General features: G+C 55.2%; 21 protein-coding genes. 11 read left to right on the forward strand and 10 right to left on the reverse strand.

The genetic code is table 11. The features are described 5' to 3' along the window. Nucleotides 1-2: 2 nt before the first annotated feature. The 6 genes from H2Z33_RS07415 to H2Z33_RS07440 form a co-directional block, all read right to left on the reverse strand. Nucleotides 3-1,601 carry a hypothetical protein gene (locus tag H2Z33_RS07415; RefSeq protein ID WP_015570083.1) on the reverse strand — a complete coding sequence of 533 codons (1,599 nt, stop codon included), beginning with the start codon at nt 1,599-1,601 and terminating at the stop codon, nt 3-5. Continuing rightward, the gene (locus tag H2Z33_RS07420; protein WP_063135327.1) at nt 1,579-4,173 is read right to left on the reverse strand and encodes a CS1-pili formation C-terminal domain-containing protein; all 2,595 of its coding nucleotides are present in this window, start codon (nt 4,171-4,173) and stop codon (nt 1,579-1,581) included. Before H2Z33_RS07420 ends, H2Z33_RS07415 begins: the two co-directional genes overlap by 23 nt. Before the next feature lie 6 nt (nt 4,174-4,179). Next, complete coding sequence (locus H2Z33_RS07425) at nt 4,180-4,857, reverse strand: pilus assembly protein (protein WP_063135328.1); 678 nt, start codon at nt 4,855-4,857, stop codon at nt 4,180-4,182. 45 nt (nt 4,858-4,902) lie between these two features. Further along, nucleotides 4,903-5,526, reverse strand: a complete 624-nt coding sequence (locus tag H2Z33_RS07430; protein WP_003860995.1) for a common pilus major fimbrillin subunit EcpA — start codon at nt 5,524-5,526, stop codon at nt 4,903-4,905. Nucleotides 5,527-5,753: 227 nt separating this feature from the next. Then, complete coding sequence (locus tag H2Z33_RS07435) at nt 5,754-6,224, reverse strand: hypothetical protein (protein ID WP_017383656.1); 471 nt, start codon at nt 6,222-6,224, stop codon at nt 5,754-5,756. A gap of 18 nt (nt 6,225-6,242) precedes the next feature. Next, nucleotides 6,243-7,055: a winged helix-turn-helix domain-containing protein gene (locus H2Z33_RS07440; protein ID WP_015570087.1), complete on the reverse strand. Its 813-nt coding sequence runs from the start codon at nt 7,053-7,055 to the stop codon at nt 6,243-6,245. A gap of 374 nt (nt 7,056-7,429) precedes the next feature. On the opposite strand from H2Z33_RS07440, the gene H2Z33_RS07445 reads away from it, so the two are divergent. Genes H2Z33_RS07445 through H2Z33_RS07460 form a run of 4 tightly spaced genes read left to right on the forward strand, consistent with a single transcriptional unit; the run spans nt 7,430 to nt 12,347 of the window. Then, on the forward strand, nt 7,430-8,014 hold the full coding sequence (locus tag H2Z33_RS07445; RefSeq protein ID WP_017383657.1) for a fimbrial protein: 585 nt from the start codon (nt 7,430-7,432) through the stop codon (nt 8,012-8,014). A 52-nt stretch (nt 8,015-8,066) separates the two neighbouring features. Next, on the forward strand, nt 8,067-8,759 hold the full coding sequence (locus tag H2Z33_RS07450; RefSeq protein WP_015570089.1) for a molecular chaperone: 693 nt from the start codon (nt 8,067-8,069) through the stop codon (nt 8,757-8,759). A 15-nt stretch (nt 8,760-8,774) separates the two neighbouring features. Beyond that, nucleotides 8,775-11,267 (forward strand): fimbria/pilus outer membrane usher protein, encoded by a 2,493-nt coding sequence (locus H2Z33_RS07455; protein ID WP_017383658.1) that lies wholly within the window; start codon nt 8,775-8,777, stop codon nt 11,265-11,267. Between the two features lie 15 nt (nt 11,268-11,282). Beyond that, nucleotides 11,283-12,347 (forward strand): fimbrial protein, encoded by a 1,065-nt coding sequence (locus H2Z33_RS07460; RefSeq protein ID WP_032103777.1) that lies wholly within the window; start codon nt 11,283-11,285, stop codon nt 12,345-12,347. 6 nt (nt 12,348-12,353) lie between these two features. Here the strand turns inward: H2Z33_RS07460 and H2Z33_RS07465 are convergent, their stop codons facing one another. Next, the gene (locus H2Z33_RS07465) at nt 12,354-12,989 is read right to left on the reverse strand and encodes a LuxR C-terminal-related transcriptional regulator (RefSeq protein ID WP_015570092.1); all 636 of its coding nucleotides are present in this window, start codon (nt 12,987-12,989) and stop codon (nt 12,354-12,356) included. A gap of 570 nt (nt 12,990-13,559) precedes the next feature. Between H2Z33_RS07465 and H2Z33_RS07470 the strand changes: the two genes are divergently transcribed. Both H2Z33_RS07470 and H2Z33_RS07475 read left to right on the forward strand, forming a co-directional pair. Then, complete coding sequence (locus tag H2Z33_RS07470) at nt 13,560-14,180, forward strand: LuxR C-terminal-related transcriptional regulator (protein ID WP_015570093.1); 621 nt, start codon at nt 13,560-13,562, stop codon at nt 14,178-14,180. A gap of 75 nt (nt 14,181-14,255) precedes the next feature. Further along, complete coding sequence (locus H2Z33_RS07475) at nt 14,256-14,936, forward strand: EAL domain-containing protein (protein ID WP_015570094.1); 681 nt, start codon at nt 14,256-14,258, stop codon at nt 14,934-14,936. A 33-nt stretch (nt 14,937-14,969) separates the two neighbouring features. On the opposite strand, the gene nlpA is transcribed toward H2Z33_RS07475, so the two are convergent. Further along, a complete protein-coding gene (gene nlpA / locus H2Z33_RS07480; protein WP_020480549.1) occupies nt 14,970-15,770 on the reverse strand; it encodes a lipoprotein NlpA in 801 nt (266 codons plus the stop codon). Between the two features lie 229 nt (nt 15,771-15,999). Then, nucleotides 16,000-17,499, reverse strand: coding sequence for an MDR family MFS transporter (locus H2Z33_RS07485; protein WP_015570095.1), 1,500 nt, complete (start codon nt 17,497-17,499; stop codon nt 16,000-16,002). 78 nt (nt 17,500-17,577) lie between these two features. On the opposite strand from H2Z33_RS07485, the gene H2Z33_RS07490 reads away from it, so the two are divergent. Then, nucleotides 17,578-18,225 carry a TetR/AcrR family transcriptional regulator gene (locus tag H2Z33_RS07490; RefSeq protein WP_006812486.1) on the forward strand — a complete coding sequence of 216 codons (648 nt, stop codon included), beginning with the start codon at nt 17,578-17,580 and terminating at the stop codon, nt 18,223-18,225. Here H2Z33_RS07490 and H2Z33_RS07495 read toward each other — a convergent pair. After that, nucleotides 18,222-18,641: a GNAT family N-acetyltransferase gene (locus H2Z33_RS07495; RefSeq protein WP_017383664.1), complete on the reverse strand. Its 420-nt coding sequence runs from the start codon at nt 18,639-18,641 to the stop codon at nt 18,222-18,224. The genes H2Z33_RS07490 and H2Z33_RS07495 overlap by 4 nt on opposite strands. 185 nt (nt 18,642-18,826) lie before the next feature. On the opposite strand from H2Z33_RS07495, the gene H2Z33_RS07500 reads away from it, so the two are divergent. The 4 genes from H2Z33_RS07500 (at nt 18,827) to H2Z33_RS07515 (ending at nt 25,139) form a co-directional block, all read left to right on the forward strand. Beyond that, on the forward strand, nt 18,827-19,396 hold the full coding sequence (locus H2Z33_RS07500; RefSeq protein ID WP_063135329.1) for a TetR/AcrR family transcriptional regulator: 570 nt from the start codon (nt 18,827-18,829) through the stop codon (nt 19,394-19,396). A gap of 147 nt (nt 19,397-19,543) precedes the next feature. Then, on the forward strand, nt 19,544-20,665 hold the full coding sequence (locus H2Z33_RS07505; RefSeq protein ID WP_017383665.1) for an efflux RND transporter periplasmic adaptor subunit: 1,122 nt from the start codon (nt 19,544-19,546) through the stop codon (nt 20,663-20,665). Beyond that, the gene (locus H2Z33_RS07510; protein WP_017383666.1) at nt 20,665-23,775 is read left to right on the forward strand and encodes an efflux RND transporter permease subunit; all 3,111 of its coding nucleotides are present in this window, start codon (nt 20,665-20,667) and stop codon (nt 23,773-23,775) included. The genes H2Z33_RS07505 and H2Z33_RS07510 overlap by 1 nt, the downstream gene beginning before the upstream one ends. Beyond that, nucleotides 23,775-25,139 carry an efflux transporter outer membrane subunit gene (locus H2Z33_RS07515; protein WP_017694001.1) on the forward strand — a complete coding sequence of 455 codons (1,365 nt, stop codon included), beginning with the start codon at nt 23,775-23,777 and terminating at the stop codon, nt 25,137-25,139. Before H2Z33_RS07510 ends, H2Z33_RS07515 begins: the two co-directional genes overlap by 1 nt. Nucleotides 25,140-25,182: the final 43 nt, after the last annotated feature.

Below are 25,182 nucleotides of genomic sequence, written 5' to 3' on the forward strand. Positions count from 1 at the left end.
GATTAATTCCAGGATGCGCTAACATCTATTCTTCCCTGCGCGGTCACTTCGCCAAACCAGCTATTTCCGTCATAGGTGGTTTTCGATACCGGATTATCCATAACGAACTGGAGGACCAGCGGTGTTTTCCAGAGCCACATATCGGTCACGCCGGAACTCATTTTGTCCCACTCTTCCGCATGGGTGGCCGGTGCCGGGATCGACAGTACTTCGCCTTTACAGTTGTGCGCCATCAGCGTCTGGCTTTTCCCCACCAGCACGTTGCCCGGAATGGGAACCGTGAAGCCGTTGCCGCTAAAGGCGCAGTAGTCCACCCCATTCAGGCTTTGGGTAGGCCCGGTTACTTTTACCGTGACCGCAATCGCCGCATCTTTTTGCGCCCCGCTGTAGGTGATGGTGTAGGGGATCTCAATGGGCGCTTCGCCGATAATACCTTTCCCGGAGCCGCCCAGACCGTCAGGATCGAGGGTGTAATCCGGGTTGTCTGGCACAATCTCCAGCCCGGGCTCGATAGGGTTAATCACCAGGCCGCCCCCCGGCTGGAAGCAGAAATCCGCCGCCAGCGAGCTGTTGCCGGGCGTCAGACACAGGCTGACGATATTGCCAATGTTGCTGCCGTCCCCCGCCTGCGCCACGCTCAGAATTAACGCTTTCGGCAAAAAGATTTTAAGGGACGCTTTGCCGCCGTTTTTCTGCGGCGCTGCAAGGAAGGTGTTCGCCAGGACACGCGTATCGCTCAGGATACCGCCGGAGATACTGTACCAGGTGTTTTCATCGAAGGTCAGCTCGGCGGCAAGCCCGGTGCCGCCGCTCATGTGCGATTGCAGCACGCTGTTGACGCGGGAAGAGGTGAGCGCCAGCCCCCCGTTGTAACCGGAGATGTCCTCCCCAACAAACGTGTATTCGAGCAGGTCGCACAGGACGCCAGAGACCGTGTTGCGGGTGTATTTGGTGCAGGTGGCCCCCGTTGAACCATCGACAATCGTCACCTCACCGCTGATCGGGTCAATCCCCAGGTTAAGCGCCCTGGCGTTGGTCATGGTCAGCGTGCCCACCTTGTGAAGCGTATTGGTGGTGGTCACTTTGTTGATGGAGCTGATTTGCGGCGTGGAGGTGATGGTCACTTCATCCCCTGGCGCGGCGTTGAGCAGATAGTTAAAGAACGGATCGCCCAGTACCCAGCGCCCGTATGACGTGCCGGGCTCCATCACCGGCGGCTTAACCACCATCGACGTGTCGGTATAGCTGGTCGTCGGGGTGTACCCCGTGTTGCCGCAGGACGAGGAACACGCCGTCCCTTTGAAGAACGGAGAGGCGCTGGAACCGGTCACCGAAAAGTCGATGGTCAGCGCGCTGCCTGCCGGACCGCTGTAGCTGTTGTCCGGGATGTAAGTGGCGATACCGTTATTCGTTTTCGCACTCAGGGTCGGCCACTCGCGCGAACCGTGTAAAAACGCGGTCGACGTGCTGTTCAGACTAAACAGCCCCGCGCTGTTTCCCGTACCGTTATTGTCCGGGTTATTAATGGCTAAATAGGGCAGCTCCTGCGCCTGGGCCGCCGCGCTCATCAGCAGTAAATTAAGAGCGAATATCTTTTTCATCGTCACGTTCCTGCGTTCCTTTTGCTTCCTGCCAGACGAAATCGCCTTTGTCGCAGGAGATGTCCCCGAGCCACAGCGCACCGCGGTTAGACTCGATGTCCAGGCGCACTTCGCAGACGCTGTCGTCCGGCGTGGCGATACTCAGGACAGGGTTGTTCTTATCAACGTCGATCACGAAGCGTCCGTCGTTTTCCGTCCGGGTCAGCCCGACGTGGTTTTTGATCTGCATGGCGCCAACCGGGGCCCCGTTTGCATCCACAAGACGACCAAACAGGGTGACGATTTTCTTCACCTGCGGCTTCATCACCACGGTATTACCCGGATAAACCGTGATATGGCGACGCGCATTCGCGCCAATCTCATAGCTTTCCGTACCGGTTTCACTGTTCATCACTTCCAGGTCATAAGCCTGGTATGCCGGCAGCGACAGCCAGGTCTTATCCCCTTTGATGCGTTCTGCCCGGCCGTTAAGCTTCAGGGTCAGCGCTTCATCAGATTTGAGACCGGTACTGACAATCACCCCTGCGCTTTCGGTGCCTTTCCCGGCGGCGATGGCCTCTTTGGACCAGCCCACGCTGCCGTCACTGGTCAGCGTGGAGTTCCAGCCTTTACTCATGCCGCTCTGGACGCTGAGGATGTTGCTGTTCCACGGCGTGTCGAAGTTCACGCTGCCGCCGCCGCTTACGCTGCGATCCTGGCGGCTGTTAAAGGCTTTCGAGACGTTGGCGGTAGCCGATTTCAGGTAATCGCCCTCAAACTGGCGGCTGGCGCTGACGTTCAACGCCGTGCCGGTATCGCGATTGTGGGAAACGCCAACCGACACGGTATTGCCGAGCGGTATGGCGAAATCGAGCATTACGTAACGATCTTTCTCTTCGTAATACCCGTCGTATTTGTTGCGCGACATCCCCACCCGCAGGCGCGCCGTACCGTAGCGACCAGCGTATAACCCCTGGGAGTAGTCCAGCTGATAGCGTTTATAGCGATAGAGGTCGTCTTCCTGACGCATCAGGCTCAGGTTGCCTGCCGAGGGCAGGCCGAATGACGGCAGGCTAAAGGAAGCGCCCCAGGTGTTGCCCTTGCTCTCATAGATATCCAGGAACTTGCCGCTGGAGAGCTGTTCATGGGAGTACCACACCGAGCCGATCTGCCACGGCAGGCTGAGATTCGCCCCATAGTTGGCGCGATACGTTCCGTCGGAGGCGGCCATGGTCTGGGTATTCACCGAGAAATAGCCCGTCAGGTTCAGGGAGGCCCACAGCTCGCTGACGATGTGTTCCCGCATCATGTAGGTAGAGGCGTTCCAGTCGACCATCCCGCTGCGCTTGCTGAACGAGGCTCCCACCAGCGACATGGTGTCTTTATGTTTGGTGTCGTAATCGTAGTAGTAGGTGTTATCCTGCTCGTTTTTGCGTTTCGCGTATTTTTTATAATTGACGACGGATTTATCGCGGCTATACATCCCTCCCCACATCTGCCAGCGCAGCGTTTCCGACACGTTGCTGGAGAACGGTTTATTTACGGTGTACATGCTGCGCGACACGGTGCGGCTTCCGCTCACCACTTCAACTTCGACGCTGTAGATCCCGTAGGGCAGGCTGCTGGTGTCAATTTCATGGTTGCCGACGTCAAAGCGCTGAATGCCGATAAGCTGCCCGTCACGACGAATACGGGCCTCGCCCGCCGTGGGAAAATAGACCACCACCGGCGTCAGAGAGAGCGTGTTATCGCGCTTGCGGGAGTTGGCCTGGTTGCCCACGGAAACGCCGTAGACTTCACCGCCGGAAATCCCGCTGACGCTCGCCAGAGACTGCATCGCCCAGCCGTTCAGCATGCCCGCGGCGTAGCGCATCCCCTGATAGTCGCGCTCCCACATAACCGCGTTCATCTGGGTGTCGCTGCTGTTCTCGTTGACGTAGCCAGAGCCGTCGATCAGGACATGATCGACGCCCATTGAGATCCAGTTTCTCGCGTTCAGATAGCCCGACGACCAGCTGTCACCGTAGCCGCTCTCGGTGTGATACGCTCCGAGGTTGTAGGAGAACGTGCCGCTCAGGTCGTCAGACTCCGGCGCATCAATGTCCACCTCACGCGGGCGAATATTCACCCCGTAGTCACTCTGCGAAAGATTCAGCAACAGGCGCATTTTTTTCTGATCCAGTTCGAACGCCGAACCCGCGCTAACCGGAATACGCATCTGGTCATCAAACTGCTTATCGTTAATGCTTTGCAGTAACGCCCGCATCTCTTTTGACAGACGAATGCCGTTATCAGACTCCTGGACCTGAACATCCCTCAGCCCCAGCTTCAGATCTTTTGCAAAGAGCGTCACGTCACCGATACGAACATATTCGTTCGCCGTGCCTTCGTGGTTCCCTTGTTGTGCTGAGTGTGGACGCGTATTCACCAGATAGACGGGAATTTTGATCCCCTGCTCCAGCAGTGCATAAAGCGAGTCGGGAAAACGGTAATTAGCGATAACCACGGAGCTTGAGGCTGCATGCGCAAGCGCGGGCAGCGTGCCGGATGCGCAAGCCATCATCACCGGCAACACTAATTTATTTTTCACCATGCATCCTTACTTAACAGGAATGAACTTTTTCAGGTCCCATATTCCGAGATGAAAATGGTTATCCGTAACGTTGATATCCTCGATAGCGCGCGAGGTCTCTGGCATCAGGTAGAAGTTTTTGCTACACGGCGTGCCGGGGGATTCCGGATTCGGCTTCAGGCAGGTCCCGGTCGCATTGACGCGAAACGAGGTGTTCCCTTTATTGGTTATTTTTCCCGCCACATAGACGAAATCAATCTTCTTATCCCGGGGCTGAACCACCAGAATGGTGCTCACCACCGCACGCGTCATCCCGGTGCCGTTTTTTGGCGAACCGCTGTCCACCTCTTCGCTTACCCCTTCATCCGTGAAGGTAATGCGGTAGTAACGCTCTTTGTTATCGGCGTTCCCGTGATAGTAAAATTTGACGATATTGCTGGTACCGGCGGGCATTACCATGCGCGTGGGCGTCAGCAACAGTTCGTCCACTTTCTCCGGATTAATGACGATCCCTTCATCCATTGGGCTGCTGATCCGCTGTGCGCGAACAGAAACAATACGCACGCTGTCTGCTTCGTTTTTTATTTCCTTGGCGGTGGAGTCAGCATCCGCAGAAATAATGGTGGTGACTTTTCCCACATTAATGGCCAGCGCGGAGGAAGAGATAAATAATAAAAATAAGAAGGTGGATTTGAGGTTAAACATGCTATTTCCCTAAACAGGGGCTTGCGCCCCTGGATCGATCAGGCCTTAGCCCCAGGTTGCGCGGAACGCAACAGACACGGTCCCTTCCCACAGGCTGTTGGTCAGGTCTTTGAACTCTTTCGCAGTACCCGCGTTGTCCTGAGCGGAGTCAACGTAGAAGACGAATTTGTCCTGGCCGGTAATTTCGGTATCTGCCGCCGCGCCTGCGCTGGTGGTCAGGTTCCACAGGCCAGAAGAGACGCCGGTGTTAGAAGAAGAATCAACCAGCGTGGTCCATGCGGTCGATTTCGCCCCCACGGTGCCACCGATAGAGCCCAGGTCGTTACCGCCCCAACGCGCACCCACTTTCAGCTTGGTCGCTTCACCACCCACGCTGAACAGCGTGTTGTTTGAATCGTCGAGGATAGCTTCGAGTTTGAAGCTGGTCGCCGTAGAGTGATCGCCACGGATAGCCACATCAAACAGACCGGTATCGGTGTTGAAAGATTTGGTATTGGCGCTGTAAACGAAGTTCAAAGCACGCGTTGGCGTAACAACCAGATCGGATTCGCTGTCTTTGGTCGCGGTTGCCTGCCAGGTGGCAGAAGCCGTGGTTTCAGCTGCATTAACTGCGCTCAGGGCAGAAACAGACAGCAGGGAGCCCAGAACGATAGCGTTCAGTTTGTTCATTTATTTAGTCCTTCAAAAAAGAATCCACGTGTATAAAAAGGGGAGCCCCTTTTTCGAGGCGGAGTATAGACAGCCGCAAAATAACGAGGCAATACAGAAAAATTCACTCGACGGAGAGTAACAATAAAAATATAAATAAATTTCTCGTATCTTATTGTTACGTATTGAGTAAATTACTCAATTTCCCGAGCAATAGATAAATATCGATTTTTCAATAAAGAGAAATATCAGGACGTCGGGACAGCCACACACATCATTACAGGCAACACCAGCCCCTTAATTAACCACGCATGTTTTTTTACGCTGGTAATATAGAAGAAGTTGATATTATCAAGTAACATTTCGTTTACAACGCCATCCGGCGCCGCATCATCTTCAGATTTATTCAGCTTTTTATCCTTAATATAAAAGATATTGCTGCCGTCGACCTTTTCCACGCTGAGCGTGTAATTTCTGTCAATCAGGTAGCTTTTGCCCTCTTTCTTGAGTACGCCTTTATGAATAACCGTCACAACATCTTTGTTGTTAAACAGGAAAAGCGTGGTTAGCGACATATCGGTTGACTCACCCGTGGAATAGGTTTTCCAGGAAATGGTATCTGACTGGCAGCCAAACCCCTCATCCTGCGTTCTGGTAAAATAGACCCATAACAACGCGATGACAGACAGCGCCAGTACGATACTGAACAGTACACTCATTTTAGTCCTTGACATATTTTAACTCCCGGTCAGGCTTCTGTAAGAAATGCAGTTCTTATAATCGTCGATACTGTCCTGCTGATAACAGATGGCCAGGAAATAATTTTCTATCTGCGACTTTTTAAACCTGGAATAGTAAGCATCTGCAACCTGATGTTGACAGTCGATATGTTGACTGGCGATGACCTCTTTTACGTGATTAAAGTAGTGCTGTCGCGGCTGATACATATTCTTATCGATCAGGTATATCGTACACCTGTCCACTTTACCGAGCAGATGCATATCAGAATCTTTCAGGCTCTCGGCATAGGAATCCCGCTGGTGCAACAGTAAAACAGCGGTGCCGGTAACAATAATCAGTAATAACGTGCAGAGAGAAATAAAGAGTCTGTGCAGCGATATTATTTGTTTAGGCGGATCGGCATCTTTCTTATGCGCTAGCGTATCGAATGCTTCAGAGGCAGATTCTTCGCTAAGCGTTGAAATAACCGGCGGCCTGACCGTGTGGTGTTCAATATGCGCGGCAAGGCTAAATCCCTTGCCACGTATCGTTTTTATCAGTAAAGGGTCGCAGCCTAATGTACGAAATGCTTTTCTGATTTCACTTATGGCAACATTCAGACTCACCGAAGAACCAGAGAAACCATGATCCTCCCAGACCTTCTTTATCAGGTCGTCTCTGTCGAGTGTTTTACCATTATTGATGATAAGTTCATAAAGCAGACGACCCGCCTGGTTAGATAACTTAATGGATGACTCTTCCTCTCCATTAATCATGATCATACCGGTGTCGACTTCATAAAGCATTGTAAGATCAATGAGATACTTCATATTATTATTACGCCATTGTTAAATTTTTGTGCATTTGCCAGGCAATAATAAGTCTAAAGTTTGTGTGGTCAAGTCGCGTGATATTAATTGAGAGATGAATTCATAAAGCTTCATTAATTAACGATTATTAAAGCATTAATAAAAATCTTCGAACCAACGCATTTAGGTTAAAACATTAAAAAAAACATACTGACAAGATTATAATCTTAAACTTTAGAAGTTGTTGGAATAATGTTTTGCTATGTACTTTTTTAGTGCAACATAATATCGTCAAAGCATTCTCCCGAGTCGCCATGCGTCTAGCCGGTACATCAGGGACATGTGTAGCCGATTAACATTCATTTTAAATAACACAAATCTTCATGGAGTTTATCATGTTCAAATCGATCATGACCGTATCACTGCTGGCCGCCGCTATTGCCTCTACCAGCGCAGTGGCCGCAGACAATTCGGCGGGTGGTATCATTAACTTTACCGGCGCTATTACCGATACAACCTGTACCATTAACGGCGGTAAAAGCGCGGACTTTACCGTTGCGCTTTCCCCTATTTCGGTAAAAGATGCGGGCACCACGGTTGGCCTGATCACCCGAAATAAAAAATCTATTGCGCTGACATTCTCTGGTTGCTCACCAGCAGCCGGAACGACCGGTACCCCGCTGAAAGTTTATTTCTCCAGCGCGGATAATATTTCCACTGACGGTAAATACCTGCTGAATAACAGCGTGAACGAAAGCGATGCCAGCGTGGCACGTAATGTCGGCTTTGCGTTAGTGGAGCCAGGTTCGTCTACGCCTATTACCCTGAACCAGCCTTACACGACAAATATTATGGGTACAGCGACCGCGCCAGATTCCGAAACGCTGACGCTGGACGTTTATTACTATAAAACAAACGCCGCTGCCGCCACCGTGGGCGAGTTAAGCTCCAACGTAACGTATACCATTTCCTACCTGTAATAGTGATTATTCAGGCTCTGTTTTCGCAGAGCCTGTATTTAAGGTTGCAATCATGCGCAAGGCAATTTTGCTGGCAGGCTTACTGCTAAGCACGGGTCACTCATGGGCCAATATTGTCATTAATGGCACCCGTGTCCTTTATCCTGAAAATAACAAAGAGGTGATCGTCCAGTTAATGAATACGGGCGATGCGCCGGCTCTGGTACAATCCTGGATAGATGACGGTGATATTAATTCCACGCCGGAAACAGCCAATGTGCCGTTTCTGTTGTCGCCGCCGGTGATAAAGGTTAACGAACATAATGGTCAACAGCTTCGTATTAAAAAGCTGCCGTCCAGCTTGCCTGCGGATCGCGAATCCGTCTTTTTCCTGAATGTCCTCGACATTCCGCCCAGACCTGAAAATCTGCAAAACCAGAATACCGTTCAGCTGGCGATTAAATCCCGTATCAAACTTTTTTATCGGCCCGCTGCGCTGAAAGGCACGCTGGATGACGCGGTGGCGAAACTGACGCTCGCCGCCGACGGCGATCGCTTTCGCATTACAAATAACAGTCCGTTCCATATTACGGTCGCCAATATTTCGCTGGGTAAAACGAAATTGCTCCAGGAGTCCCCGATGGTTTCCCCGTTTGGGCAGCTGACGGTCGCCGCCAAAAATACGGTTAAGCGCGGACAGACCTTCCAGCTGATGTATGTGGACGATCTTGGCGCGTATAAAACCCGGACTTTCACCAGTCAGTGATCGGAAAGACTCACCATGAAAATGAAACAAAACAGACTCTGTCTGCTGGCAGTCTGCACGCTTCTGCTTTCGCATAAATCAGGGGCCGTCTCGTTTGATCCCTCCCTGCTTGCTGGCGCATCCGGTGAGTCCGATTTGTCTCGCTTTTCCGAAAACAACGCCATGCCTGCCGGCAGTCAGGAGATGGATATCTACGTAAACGGCAGCTGGAAGGGACGTTATACCGTCATCTACGGCGAACAGCGTGACGACATCCGCCTTGCCTGGAAAGATGCCCGGTCGCTGGGCATCAACACCACGTCCGTGCCTGCGCCCGCCATTGCGCACGGGCAGGTCCAGCTGCGCGATCTGGTTCAGGGCGGTGAAGTCAAAACCGATACCAGCACCCTGAGTCTGGCGCTTACCGTTCCGCAGGCGGCCGTGCAGCGTACTGAAGAAGGTTACATTGCCCCCCAGTTCTGGGACGAGGGGATACCGGCGCTGATGCTCTCGTGGAACACGACCTGGTACAACACCCGCGCGAAAGGCACTGCGAAAGACACAAATGATGATTTTTATGCCGGGCTGGATTCCGGCGCCAACCTGTTCGGCTGGCAGTTTCGCGACAGCAGCGCCTGGCGGAAAACCGCCAGCGGAGAGAGTAGCTGGCAGAATAATACCCGCTACCTGCGCCGTCCCCTGGCCTCGCTGAAATCCAACCTGACGCTGGGTGACTTTTATATTCCTGGCGATCTGTTTGATTCCCTGCGCGTGCGCGGCGTGTCGCTGGCGTCGGATATGAAGATGCGCCCAAATTCACAGCAGGGTTTTTCACCGGTGGTTCACGGCGTGGCAAGGACGAACGCCCTGGTGAAAGTTATCCAGAATGGCAACGTGATCTATCAGGAGAACGTGCCGCCGGGCCAGTTTACCCTCGACAGCATTCAGCCTACCGGGTCCGCGGGCGATTTGCTGGTGGTGGTGCGTGAAGCGGACGGTTCACAGCAGTCCTTCACGGTGCCGTTTTCCGCCGTGCCCGGGATGCTAAAAGAAGGGGTGAGCCAGTACAGCGTAGTGGCGGGTAAAGTGCATCAGAACACGCTCGATGCCGAACCCGCATTCATGCAGGCCACGCTGCGCTACGGGTTTAATAACCTCATCACCGGGTATACCGGGACGATTATTAGCGATAACTACCAGGCCGGGCTTGTCGGTACCGGGTGGAACCTTCCTTTTGGCGCGGTTTCGTTTGATGTCACCCACGCCAAAACCACCCTACAGGATCGCACCAGCAGCGGTCAGAGTTATCGCGTGTCGTACAGCAAATTTATCGATACCACCGCCACCAACTTCACCCTGGCGGCCTATCGCTATTCCACTAAAGGCTATTACAGCTTCAGCGATGCGCTCTATTCGCGCGAAGGGTATCAGCGCCTGAGAGCGCAGTACGACGACTATGAAGATCGGTTTGGCGTTGCGCCCGACATGTCGCTAAGCACCTGGGACGCCCTGCGCGCGGCGCAGCCCAAGAATACCTTTACGCTTAACCTTAATCAGCGCCTGCTCAATAACTGGGGCACGGTGTTTGTCTCCGGCACACAGCGCGATTACTGGAACTCACAGCAAACCACGCGCGAATATCAGATGGGCTATTCCAACGCCATCGGCCGCGCCAGCTATACCCTGTCGGCCAGCCGGGTACGGAACAGGGACAGTGAAGAAGAGACGCGCCTTTACCTCTCCCTCAGCCTGCCGTTCTCGCTGTTTGATAATAATGCGTGGATCACCTCCAGCCTGACGGCCAGCGATTCGCATTACGAACAGAGCAATATCAGCATGAGCGGGAACGCGCTGGCGTCGAACCGCCTGAGCTATACCCTCTCCGGCAGTAATGCGCGTGGGGGTAAAAATGCGGCAAGCGTTAACGCCGCGTACCGTTCGAACTTCGCGACACTCGGTGGCTCTTACAGCGAATCCTCCGACTACCGCCAGACCGGGCTCAGCGGGCGCGGAAGCCTGGTGGCCTACCCGTGGCACGTTCTCGCCTCAAACGAAACCGGCACAACCATGACTATCGTCGATGCGCCAAAGGCGGAGGGGCTGATGGTGAACGGCGATGAAAGCATTATGACGAACCGCGATGGCGTAGCGCTGGTGCCTTACGCCACCCCGTATCGCAAAAACGCCATTACGTTAACCGAAACGGAAAATAGCGCTGGCGCGGAGGTGATCGGCAATATGGCTAACGTGGCTCCTTACGACGGGGCGGTGAGTTATATCCGCTTCGAAACCGATAAGCGCCAGTCATGGGTACTTCATGCGACGCGCACCGACGGCAAACCGCTGCCGTTTGGCACCGAAGTGCTGGATGAACACGGTGGATCTGTCGGGTATGTCGGCCAGGCCAGCGTACTGTATATCCGTGCTGAACAGCCGCCACGCGCGCTCAACGTGCATCTCCGCGGCGGAAAGTGCGAAATCTCCTCCCCGGCCTGGGGGCTGAACAGCCCCTCGTCGGTTTGCCATTAATTACGGATTATCAAAATGTTACGATCATTCATGTTCCTGCTCCTCACCAGCATTAGCGGGATGAGCTATGCCACCTGCTCCGGCAGCAGCATCGTTTATGGCACACCGATTACCATTGATTTATCGGATAAGCTGAGCCCGGCCACGCCCACATGGACCGGCAGCTTCAGCACCCAGTACAGCGGCTCGTTCAACTGTACGACGGGTAACAGTGAATTTTCTTACACGCCGATCCTCTCGACCGACAGCAAATACGCGACCATCCTCGGGTTCAGCAATAACAAGTATATGGTGCGGGCGGAGATCACCGATCCCCCGGCCAATAAAACCCTGTCTGCCAGCGGTAGCCATACGGCGTCTGAGCTGAACACACCGTTTACGGTTCGCTTCACCCTCGTTAACCAGAGCGGTACCACCCTGACGGGGGATACGGCGAACATGAGCGACGTTCTGTTCGTCAGCGACATGAGCGGGTTATCCATCTGGGAAATCATCACCTGGCCAATCAATCAGGTCATCAAGATAGCGCAGTGGTTATTCAGCGGGTTCAAGTGGCCTTACGACAACCGCGATATGTTTGGTCAGCCGATGATCATCAAATACGCGCCGAAACTGACTACCTGTTCCTTTGATAATGCGGGGCTGACCGTGGCGCTGCCGACGCTCGGCATTCCCCAGCTCAGTGCATCCTCACAGCCGGGGCTGACGCCTTTTTCACTGAACATGAGCTGTCAGAACGTCGGGGTTAATGGCAATTCCGATCGGGCAATTGAGATGTTTCTGTCCAGCACGCAGCTGCTCTCAACCGACAGCTCGGTGCTGATCGACAGCAGCAGTAGCGCGGCGCAGGGCGTGGGGCTCCGCCTGATAAAACGTGACGCCCCGCAAACGCCGGTGACCTTCTCTACCTCAACCACCAGCCGTGGCAACGCCACGATGATTTTCAGCGTGGCGGCTGGCGCGGCGCTGGACGAACATTTCACCCTTCCGATGGCGGCGTACTATTACGTGTGGGCGCCCGCCCAGGTGAGCCAGGGTAAGATCAATACATCGGCTACGCTGAATATTATCTATCCCTGATGTGAACTATTCCTCCATCTTTCCAACCGCTTGCACATACTTAATCAGTTCGCTGTGGTTGGAAAGATTCAGCTTTTTCATTGCATTGTGTTTCTGTGTCGCAATGGTACTGACCGAACGGTTTCGATGACGGGCAATCTCCGTCGTTGAAAATCCTTCCACGATAAGATGAAGCACCTCCCACTCTCTGGCCGAGAGGATGGAACGCGCCCGGGAGCCGGACCGCATTACCCGCCTGAGCCACGAAGAGATCGACGGTTTTTGCCCGTCCGCCATGAGCAACGCAGGTAATTCCTTTTTCAGTTCAGTCAATTCATCCTGCTGACTGATGGTTAATTCAAATTTCATCTCCAGAACTTTTTTTAACAGCCCGTAAGGCAGCTCGGGAACCAACAGAACACGCCTGACGTGATGGGTTTTACATAAAGATGTAAAACGGCTGCTGACCTCCGCACTCCACTCTTTATGATTAAGCAGATAATTAAATTCAGTGAAGAAAACATCCACGTTATTATCCGCCACCGCCGCCAGCGCCTGTTCTGTGGAATCGACCTGAGTAATGTTCAGTACGTAATCGGGTAAAAGATCCTGGAGCGCCCGGAATATTATCTCTTTAAATATATTTATTTTGTAAAACACCATTACCCTTACGATACGTTCAGTATTATTCATGTCTTTTCTAAATTCTCGTGACCGGAGGAAAATGATAATAGTTTATGTACTCACCACTCACAACCTCTTCGCGCCAGGATTTTATCCTTCTCAGGCTTAAAAATCTGAACAAGGACATTAAATTCATAGAAAAAATTCTATTTTATTCTGCGCGCCGTTTCCCCTCGCAGATAAAGCCCTGTCGATAACCCTGCCACGATCACAATTTTTCTTACAGAAACAGCAGTAAATCACTGAAAAGGCGGTGGATTAACCCCATTAATCAACCTTCTGATGCTTATTATCCGCTCATTTACAGAATAAAAATCTGGCATGAATATTATTAGAAGATTAAAACAATTGCATATACCATTAAAACCATTTTTCAATTTTATCTTCCGCTAATAATTGGCTTCAGCTTTACTCGACGGTTTGTATTGGCTTACATTGATGCCATCGCATCGCGTTATTTAAAAAAGTGCTCGCTATTCTTTTAATAAGAGAGTGCGAACCGCCATTTTCTCTTATATGGACTGTTTACTCAGCGAAAGGAGAATGCCAATGCAAAATAAAAAAACAATTCACGTTGCCGTTGTTGACAGCTGCGAATTCACGATGATTGGCCTGCAATCGCTTGGAAAGCGTGAGCCTGATGAAAAACACGACGTTATTTTCCATGGATTTACCCATATCGAAGAACTTGCTATGAGTGAACAACTCTTTGATATCATCATTTATGATCCGTTGAATACGCGTCATTTCCGGGTGACGACGAATGACGACATTCTCTGTATTAAACAGAAACAAGTGACGGCGAAGATCTATATCTATTCGTTATCCGCCGGCTATTTGAAATTCAAACATGTTGATGGAGTCATCAGCAAAAGAGTCTCCCTGGGGGATATCAAAGCGCTGTGGCAAATACTGATGAGCCAGACGCCGCAAGAGTCTGGCCGTTACAACGTAGGCATGACGACCCGCTTACGCACCCCGGCGAGGTTGTCCAGCGAGGAGGCCAGCGTATTGCGCGGCTATTCCTGTAATCTCAAAACCAAGCAAATCGCCCGTCAGCTGGGGTGTAACGTCAGGCTGGTTTACTTTTATAAGAACAACGCCATGAACAAGCTTAAGGCCGTGCGTGGCCCCTCGTTTTACCAGAGCATTCGCTGGATCCTGAATTAAGAATTTGACCGTGTGTCGTTTGCCTTTTGTTCCCGTGTCCGCGGGAACCTTTTTTCATTTCCTGAAGGCTGTTCCATGTATACCGTTCTTCCCTCTCCCTTGTTGCAACGTATCTCAGGGCTGCGATTCCAGCCTCTTGTCGATCTTCATTCGGGCCAGGTGTTCGCGCATGAAGTTCTCGTGGAGATCCATAACGTCAATCTTGAGGTGCTGTTTGCCTCGCTGCCCTCGCGCAGCGCGCTGCAAATCTTCTTCTGGCAGGCCAACACCCTGTTACAGATACCCGCCCGGGACGCTTACTGGCTAAACCTTCCGGCAGAACACCTTCTCAACGAACGCGCTATCCGGTTGTTGCTGGCGTTACGCCATCAGCAGCGGTTAACGATTGAAATTCAGGATCCCCTCACCATCACACGGCTGAGCGAGGATGAGCAACGTCGCCTTCATGCCACGCTTGTTCGGTTAAAAGAGGCGGGATGGCAAATCTGGCTGGACGATTTAACCCGGGAGTTGGCGGAGGCGTTCGCGCGGCTTGCGCTGCCGCTGGATGGGGTGAAAATTGACCGCTCAGCGCTGCGCGAGCGCGCGCCGCTTGCCCCGTTTGTACAGGAGGTCAGGGCAGGTATCGCGCAATCAATTCTTATAGAAGGCATCGAAAACTCGCGGGATCTGGCGCGCGCCCGCGCGTCCGGCGCACAGTCTGGTCAGGGTTTTCTGTGGCCCGAAAGCCGAACCGATGCCCGCGTAACGCTTTGACGGCCAGCGGAGCGCTGGCCTTTTTACCGGGGCTTACCAGCCCGGCACCGCGCCACCGTTAAAAATGGTCTCCGCCGCTTTCGCCACTTCCGGCGACTGATAGGACTGGATAAATTCCTTCACGTTTTCGGCGTCTTTGTTCTCTTCACGCGTGACCACAATATTCACGTAGGGTGAGTTTTTGTCTTCGATAAAGACGCTGTCGTGTACCGGAGAAAGCCCCGTTTGCTGGAGATAGGTGGTACTGATGATGGCCACATCCACTTTCGGATCGTCCAGCACGCGCGGCAGCTGCGCCCCTTCCAGCTCCATAATCTGTAAGTTTTTCGGGTTCGCGGTAATATCCAGCGCCGTTGGCAGCAGCCCAACATCCGGTTTAAGGGTAATCAGCTTCTCTTTTTGCAGCAGCAACAGCGCGCGGCCAAGGTTGGTGGGATCGTTTGGAATCGCAATGGTTGCGCCGTCCTTCAGCTCAGAGACCGATTTAATCTTTCGGGAGTAACCCGCCATGGGGAAGACGAAGGTATTGGCCACGGCGACCAGCTTGTAATTGTGCGCCTTGTTATCTTCTGCGAGGAACGGGCGATGCTGGAAGACGTTGGCGTCCAGTTCGCCCTGGTTGGTGGCATCGTTGGGTAGCAGCGAGCCGCTAAAGCCCACCAGCTCAACATCCAGACCGTATTTCTCCTTTGCCACCTTTTTGGCGACTTCCGCCACGTCCTGCTCAGCGCCATTGATCACGCCGACTTTAATGTGTCTGGCATCATTGCCGCCCTGATCACAGCCCGCGAGCAGCAGGCCAGTCAGGAGAAGCGCACCCAATCGAAGTTTCACGAGACAGTTCCTTTTGATAGACGTTTTGAAGACTATATCGACAACGAGACGGCAGGCTAAAAAACGAAAAGGAATCAGTAAGACGGTTAAGTTATATGCGGCCTGTTGCCGGGTGGCGCTGCGCTTACCCGGCCTACGTAACGGGCGAAGTGTAGGCCCGGTAAGCGTAGCGCCACCGGGCGATGGGCATCAGGCTACGGTAGTCCAGGCGCAAGCAGAACTGCTTCCCTCACGCCTGCCGACGCAGCGGCGCTTCGCGCAAAAACCACGACAGCACAAACGCCAGCACCATAATCCCCGCCGCCAGCATGAATACCGCATGGATCGCCGAGCCGAACGCATCCAGATAGTCCAGACGCAGGGCATCAGGCAGATGGTGTATGGCAACGGGATTAAGTTCGCGCGGCAGTTCCGCCCCTTCCGGCAGCCTGTCGATCAGGCCTGATTGCAGAATATGGGTGAACACCGCGCCAAACAGCGCAACGCCAATCGCCCCGCCAATGGAACGGAACAGCGTCACCCCAGACGTCGCGACGCCGTATTGATCGGCTGACACGCTGTTCTGCACCGCCAGCACCAGCACCTGCATCACCAGTCCCAGCCCCATGCCCAGCACGCCGGTAAACAGGTACAGCTGCCAGGTTGGGGAGGTGATTGAAATGCGCGTCAGTAATACCATCCCCACCACGCCGAGCAGCGTGCCGAGGATCGGGAACAGACGATATTTCCCGGTACGGCTGATGATGCGCCCGCTGATAATGGAGGTGAGCAACAGCCCCCCCATCAGGGGGATCAGCTGCAAACCGGCCTGCGTCGGCGTGGCGTCTTTTACCACCTGTAAATAGAGCGGCAGGAAAGTGACGGAGCCAAACAGCGACATGCCGATAATAAAACCGATCAGGCTACAGAGCAGGAAGCTGCGGTCGCGGAAGAGCGACAGCGGGATAATCGGCTCCCACGCCAGCCGCTCTTCGTAGATAAACCCGGCGATCCCCGTCAGGCCGAAGGCCAGAATGCACCACAGCTGCGGGTCGCTCCATTGGCGGATCGTCCCGCCCTCGGTGGTAAACAGAATGATGCACAGCAACGCCATGCTGAGGTAAATCGCCCCCAGGTAGTCAATCTCATGCTTGCTGCGCCGCGCGCTGCCGTGGAAAACCGCGCCAATCACCAGCAGGGCAAACAGCCCCAGCGGCAGGTTGATGTAGAAAATCCAGCGCCAGGATGCGTGCTGAACGATAAACCCGCCGATCAGCGGCCCTATCACCGTCGCCAGGCCAAACACGCCGCCAAACAACCCCTGATAGCGACCCCGATCGGCAGGCGGGATCACGTCCGCCACGGCAGCCATGCTGATCACCATCAGACCGCCGCCCCCCAGCCCTTGCAGGGCGCGCATCAGCACCAGCTGGGTCATGTTCTGCGCCAGACCGCACAGCGCGGACCCTACAAGAAACAGCACAATCGCGATTTGCAGAACGATTTTTCGGCCAAACAGATCGCCGAATTTGCCGTACAGCGGCACCACGATGGTCGAACTGAGGATATAGGCCGTTACCACCCACGAGAGCTTATCCAGCCCGCCCAGCTCACCGACGATGGTCGGCAGCGCGGTGGAGACAATGGTCTGATCCAGCGCCGAGAGCAGCATCACCAGCAGGAGTGCGCTGAACAGCAGCTTAATCGACGGCGCCTTTTTCGCAGGTTGAGTCATTACGTCGGACTCCATAAGACATCACTTGAAATTAATTAATCGTATAATTAATATTTGTGGAAGTGATGAATAAGATCAAGAGATACGGTGACCATGCCAGCACAAAAGGACAATTCTGAACCCCGCCGCCCCGGTCGGCCACGCGGCGGCAAGCGCGTTACCGCCAGCCGTGAACAGCTGCTGGATATCGCCCTGAACCTCTTTTCCCGCCAGGGGATCGCCAATACGTCGTTGAACGCCATCGCCCGCGAAGCAGGCGTGACGCCCGCCATGCTGCACTACTACTTCAACTCCAGAGAACAGTTGCTGGATGCGATGATTGAGGAGCGCTTCCTGCCGTTACGCGAGCGGATCGGGGCGATTTTCGCCGACAACCGGGATTCGCCGGTGGATGCCCTGACGGAAATGGTCAGGGTGCTGGCCGAACTGGCGGAAAAGTATCGCTGGTTTGCCCCGCTGTGGATGCAGGAGGTGATTGGCGAGATGCCGGTACTGCGCACCCATTTGCAGGCACGCTTTGGCGATGAGAAATATCACACCACGCTGGCAACCATCAAAAGCTGGCAGCAGGAAGGAAAGCTGAATCCGGCGCTGGCCCCCGAACTGCTGTTCACTACGCTGCTGAGCCTGGTGCTGGTGCCGTTCTCCCGCATGCGCAATGACGAGAGGCTTAGCGCCCTCTCGCCGGAGATCGTGGTGCGCCACGTGTTAGCCGTGATAGGCACCGGGATAGGCGGTTAAAGATTTTTGGACAGATAATGTCTCTGCATTCCCTGATAAGGGTAATCCTGCAAGGACATCTGCACCTGATAACCCTGCTTTTCATAGAACGGGCGCGCCTGGAAGCTGACCGTATCCACCAGCGCGTGACGACAGCCTTTGCGACGAGCCTCCTCTTCAGCCGTTTTGATAAGCTGGCTTCCCACGCCCGTTCCCCGCACGCTGTCGCTGACCCACAGATAGTCGATGTTCAGCCAGTCGCCTTTCCGTACGCCGATTAACCCGCCCAGCATGACGCCATTGTCGTCTCGCATATATACGCCAATATCGCCGCCAAACGTCGACAGATCTAAAAACTGCGCGTTATAGGCTCTTAGCCCCGTTAATAATTCTTCTTTTTCTTCGGCTGTGACATTATCTGTAATGCTCAGATGCATAATTCTCTCCTTATTTTCAGCGCAATCTGAATATCTCACAGCTTAACCTTCATAAAAACTCCTTATTTTCTCCATTGTTTATACCTGGAAATATTCATTCAATATGTAAATAAAAAAAACCTTTCCAATAGTCTCCGAAAACGTATAATGAGAACGATCATTCTCACTTTTTACGGTAGCCGACAATGAGTACAAAGCTGGAAGAACGACAAAAACTGCGGCAGGACGAAATCATTACCGCCTCGCGCCGCTGCTTTCGCGCCAGTGGATTTCACGCTGCCAGCATGTCGCAGATCGCCAGCGAAGCCAGGCTCAGCGTCGGACAAATCTATCGCTATTTCAGTAACAAAGACGCGATTATTGAAGAGATGATCCGGCGCATTATCGACTCACGTATTGAAGAGATGCAGGGCAAAACCCTGGTTGAAGGGATGCCGCAGGCGCTTGCCTGGCGCCAGACGCTTAACGAAGACGATGACGCGCTGATGCTCGAAATGTCCGCAGAGGCCACGCGCAATCCGCTGGTGGCAAACATGCTGATCGAAGCCGAAGCCCGCATGTTCGCCAATGCCTGTGAGCACCTGAAAAAGCAGTTCCCTCACCTGAGCGATGAGCATATTCGCTGCTGCGTGGAGATTACCGCCGTGATGATCGAAGGCACGATTTACCGTCGACTCACGCCTTTAAAAGTACCATCAGAACAATTAGAGCCTATATACCAGAATATTTTAAATATGATTTTCTCTGCGAAGTAATCGCATGTGAATAATTAGCGGAAATAAGTAATTTCCCTTTTTTCATTTCTGGCTCAGCCAGAGATGCGGGATCGCTGTGCTTTTAATTAGCCCTCCTCCCTGTTAAGCGATTAACAGGGCAGGCTTCGTTCACCCTGGAAAAAGATTATGAAAACCATAACAACCTCCATCGCGGCATTACTCCTCCTGACAGGGTGCGATAATGCGCAAACATCTGCTCCTCAACGTCCTCTTCCGGAAGTGGGGATTGTCACCCTCATGAGCCAGCCGGTGTCCGTCGTCAGCGAGCTGACCGGCCGCACCGCCGCCGCAATGAGCGCCGAAGTGCGCCCCCAGGTAGGTGGCATTATCCAGAAGCGCCTGTTCACCGAAGGCGATACGGTCAAGGCCGGGCAGGCGCTGTATCAGATCGATCCTTCCAGCTACCGCGCCGCGTATGATGAAGCCGCCGCCGCACTGAAACAGGCACAGGCGCTGGTGCAGGCCGACTGCCAGAAAGCCCGGCGTTATGCGCAGCTGGTGAAGGACGACGGCGTATCACGTCAGGATGCGGAAGACGCGAAGTCCACCTGCGCGCAGGACAAGGCCAGCGTCGAGTCAAAGAAAGCCGCGCTGGAAAGCGCCCGCATTAACCTCAACTGGACCACCGTCACCGCGCCGATTGCCGGACGTATCGGCATCTCCTCTGTGACCCCCGGCGCGCTGGTGACCGCCCAGCAGGATACCGCGCTGGCCACCATTCGCGGGCTGGACAGTATGTACGTCGATTTAACCCGTTCCAGCGCCGATCTGCTGCGTTTACGCAAGCAAACCCTCGCCAGCAACAGCGATACGCTGAACGTGTCGTTGATTCTCGAAGACGGCAGCAGCTACAGCGAAAAAGGCCGCCTGGCGCTGACCGAAGTGGCGGTGGATGAGTCTACCGGCTCAGTCACCCTGCGCGCCGTCTTCCCGAACCCGCAGCATCAGCTTCTGCCGGGCATGTTCGTCCGCGCCAGAGTGGATGAAGGCATCATGAATGACGCGATCCTCGCCCCGCAGCAGGGCATCACCCGCGACGCCAAAGGCACCGCCACCGCGCTGGTGGTGAACGCCAGCAACAAGGTCGAACAGCGTCAGCTGGAGACGGGCGACACCTACGGCGACAAATGGCTGGTGCTGAGCGGTTTGAAGGCGGGCGATAAGCTGATTGTGGAAGGCACCGATAAAGTCACCGCCGGGCAGGAAGTGAAAGCTGAAGAGATGAAAACCAACGGAGGAAACGCCTGATGTTTTCCCGTTTCTTCGTGCGTCGCCCGGTCTTTGCCTGGGTTATCGCCATTCTCATCATGCTCGCCGGAATGCTGGCGATCCGCACGCTGCCCGTTGCGCAGTACCCGGACGTGGCTCCGCCGTCGATCAAAATCTCCGCCACCTATACCGGTGCCTCCGCACAGACGCTGGAAAACAGCGTGACGCAGGTGATCGAGCAGCAGCTCACCGGGCTGGATAACCTGCTCTACTTCACCTCCACCAGCAGCTCGGACGGGTCGGTGAGTATTAACGTCACGTTTGAACAGGGAACCGATCCGGACACCGCTCAGGTACAGGTGCAGAACAAAGTCCAGCAGGCGGAATCGCGCCTGCCGACCGAGGTGCAGCAGTCCGGGATCACCGTCGAAAAATCCCAGAGCAACTTCCTGCTGATCATGGGCGTATATGACAAAACCGACACCGCCAGCAGCTCGGATATCGCCGACTGGCTGGTGAGTAATATGCAGGATCCGCTGGCGCGCGTGGATGGCGTCGGTAGCCTACAGGTGTTCGGTGCAGAATACGCGATGCGCATCTGGCTCGACCCGGCGAAGCTGGCGTCGTACTCGCTGATGCCCTCCGACGTGCAGAGCGCGATTGAAGCGCAGAACGTGCAGGTTTCCGCCGGTAAAATCGGCGCGCTGCCCTCGTCGAACGCCCAACAGCTGACCGCCACCGTCCGCGCTCAGTCGCGTCTGCAAACGGTCGATGAGTTCAAAAAGATCATCGTCAAGAGCCAGTCCAACGGTGCGGTGGTGCGCATCAGCGACGTCGCGCGCGTGGAGATGGGCAGCGAAGATTACACCGCCACCGCGAAGCTGAACGGCCACCCGGCGGCGGGTATGGCGGTGATGCTCTCGCCGGGCGCCAACGCGCTTAACACCGCCACGGCGGTAAAAGACAAGATTGCCGAGTTCAAAAAGTCGATGCCGGAAGGCTACGACGTGGCCTATCCGAAAGACAGCACCGAGTTCATCAAAATCTCCGTTGAGGACGTGATTCAGACCCTGTTCGAAGCCATTATCCTCGTGGTGGTGGTGATGTACCTGTTCCTGCAAAACATCCGTGCGACGCTGATCCCGGCGCTGGCGGTGCCGGTGGTGCTGCTGGGCACCTTCGGCGTGTTGGCGCTGTTCGGTTACTCCATCAACACCCTGACGCTGTTTGCGATGGTGCTGGCGATAGGGCTTTTGGTGGATGACGCCATCGTGGTGGTGGAAAACGTCGAGCGTATTATGCGCGACGAAGGGCTGCCCGCCCGGGAAGCGACCGAAAAATCGATGGGCGAAATTTCCGGCGCGCTGATCGCCATTGCGCTGGTGCTCTCTGCGGTATTCCTGCCGATGGCCTTCTTCGGCGGCTCTACCGGGGTCATTTACCGCCAGTTCTCGGTCACCATTATTTCGGCGATGTTCCTCTCCGTGGTGGTGGCGCTGACCCTGACGCCCGCGCTGTGCGGCTCGATCCTGAATCACACCGCTCCGCACAAAAAGGGCTTCTTCGGCGCGTTTAACCGCTTCTACAGTAAGACCGAGCACGGCTATCAGAACAAGGTGCTGCGCGCCCTGCGCCGTTCCGGTGGCATGCTGGTGATCTACGCCCTGCTCTGCGGCGCGATGGGGTTCGCCATGCTAAAACTGCCGGGCAGCTTCCTGCCAACCGAAGACCAGGGTGAAATCATGGTGCAGTACACCCTGCCCGCCGGCGCAACCGCGGTGCGTACCGCCGAGGTAAGCCGCCAGGTACGCGAGTGGTTCCTCACCAAAGAGAAAGCCAATACCGACGTGATCTTCACCATTGAAGGCTTCAGCTTCAGCGGCAGCGGCCAGAACGCCGGGATGGCGTTCGTCTCCCTGAAAAACTGGTCAGAGCGCAAAGGCGATGAGAATACCGCCCAGGCCATTGCCCTGCGCGCCACGCAGGAGCTGAGCACCATTCGGGATGCCACAATTTTCGCCATGACGCCCCCGGCGGTGGATGGTTTAGGCCAGAGCAACGGCTTTACCTTTGAGCTGATGGCCAGCGGCGGCACCGACCGCGACGCGCTGCTGAAACTGCGTAACCAGCTGATTGGTGAAGCCAACCAGGACAACTCGCTGCACGCCGTGCGCGCCAACGATCTGCCGCAGATGCCGCAGCTTCAGGTGGATATCGATAACAACAAAGCCGTGTCGCTGGGGCTCTCCCTGAGCGATGTTACCGACACCCTCTCCAGCGCCTGGGGCGGCACCTACGTGAACGACTTCATTGACCGTGGCCGCGTGAAAAAGGTCTACATCCAGGGCGACAGCGACTATCGCGCGGTGCCATCGGATCTTAACAAATGGTATGTGCGCGGCAGCGACAGCACCATGACCCCGTTCTCCGCCTTCGCCACCACCCGCTGGGAGTATGGCCCGGAAAGCCTGGTGCGCTACAACGGCTCGGCGGCGTATGAGATTCAGGGCGAAAACGCCAGCGGCGCCAGCTCCGGTACGGCGATGAGCAAAATGGAGCAGCTGGCGAATAACCTGCCGTCCGGCAGCACCTGGGCATGGAGCGGTTTGTCGTTGCAGGAAAAACTGGCGAGCGGTCAGGCGATGAGCCTCTATGCCCTCTCGATCCTGGTGGTGTTCCTGTGCCTGGCGGCGCTGTATGAGAGCTGGTCGGTGCCGATTTCGGTCATCATGGTGATCCCGCTAGGGGTGCTGGGTGCGGCGGTTGCCGCCTCCCTGCGCGGCCTGAACAACGACGTCTATTTCCAGGTGGCGCTGCTGACCACCATCGGTCTGTCGTCGAAGAACGCCATTCTGATTGTCGAGTTTGCCGAAGCCAAAGTGGCCGAAGGCTACTCCCTGACGCGCGCCGCCCTGCGGGCCGCCCAGACGCGTCTGCGTCCGATCATCATGACCTCGCTGGCGTTTATCGCAGGCGTGACGCCGCTGGCGATTGCCACCGGCGCCGGGGCCAACAGCCGCGTGGCGATCGGTACCGGCATTATCGGCGGGACGCTGGCCGCGACGCTGCTGGCCATCTTCTTTGTTCCTTTATTCTTTGTACTGGTGAAACGTCTGTTCTCCGGTAAGCACGCAAACCGGAGGTCATAATGTTTCGTGTAACCGTATTAACGTTAGCGCTGCTGAGCGCGGGCTGTGTGTCATTAGATCCCACGTATCAGCGCCCGGACGCCCCCGTCCCGGCGACGTTGCCGGGCGCCCATGGCGAAGCCAACGCCGTGGTGAGCCAGTGGCAGCAGGTGATGAATGATGCGCGGTTGAAAAGCGTGGTGACGATGGCGCTCAACAGCAACCGCGACGTGCAAAAAGCGATTGCGGATATCGACGCCGCCCGTGCCCAGTATGGCGAAACGCGCTCGTCCCTGTTCCCGACGGTGGACGCGGAACTGAGCCACACCCGCAGCCGCACGCTGGCGAGCGGCGTCGCGACAAGTGACGAAGCCAACGGCGCGGTCTCCAGCTTCGAACTGGATCTGTTTGGCCGCAACCAGAGCCTGTCGCGCGCCGCGCGTGAAACCTGGCTTGCCAGCGAGTTCACCGCGCAGAACACGCGCCTGACGATGGTCAGCGAGCTGACCACGGCCTGGGTGACGCTGGCGGCGGATAACAGCAATCTGGCGCTGGCGAAGTCCACCCTGGAGAGCGCCGCAAACTCACTCAAGATTGTGAAGCGCCAGCAGGAAGTGGGCGTGGCAGCGGCAACGGACGTCAGTGAAGCGATGGCGGTTTACCAGCAGGCGCGCGCCAGCGTGGCGAGCTACCAGACGCTGGTGATGCAGGACAAAAACGCTCTCAACCTGCTGGCGGGCGATACGGTGCCCGAGAACCTGCTGCCCGGCACGCTGGAGAGCCTGAGCGACAACGCCATCACGCTGATCCCGGCGGGCGTCAGCTCCAGCGCGCTGCTGCGTCGTCCGGACATTCAGGAGGCGGAACATAACCTGCTGAGCGCTAACGCCAACATCGGCGCGGCGCGCGCCAACTTCTTCCCGACCATCTCGCTCACCGCCAGCGCGGGCGTCGGCAGCGATTCGCTGTCGTCCTTGTTCAGCCACGGGATGAAGGTCTGGTCGTTTGCGCCGTCCATCACCCTGCCGCTGTTCAGCGGCGGCAACAATATGGCGCAGCTGCGCTATGCGGAAGCCGAGAAAAAAGGGTTAATTGCGACCTATGAGAAAACCATCCAGAGCGCGTTTAAGGACGTGGCCGACGCGCTGGCCCGGCGCGAAACGTTGAGTGAACAGCTTGATGCCCAGCGTGAATACGTGGCGGCGGAGCAAAAAACGCTGGATGTGGCGACGCGCAGTTACAAGGCTGGCGCGGGCGATTATCTGACGGTGCTCACCGCGCAGCGGTCGCTGTGGTCGGCGCAGGAATCACTGATTGCCTTGCAGCAAACCGACCTGGAAAACCGCATCACGCTGTGGCAGTCGCTGGGCGGCGGGATCCAGTAACATCACTGCCGGGCGGCGCAACGTTGCCCGGCCATCAGAGTAA

It is taken from the genome of Enterobacter sp. YSU (genome assembly GCF_016082135.1).
Taxonomy (GTDB): domain Bacteria; phylum Pseudomonadota; class Gammaproteobacteria; order Enterobacterales; family Enterobacteriaceae; genus Enterobacter; species Enterobacter hormaechei_C.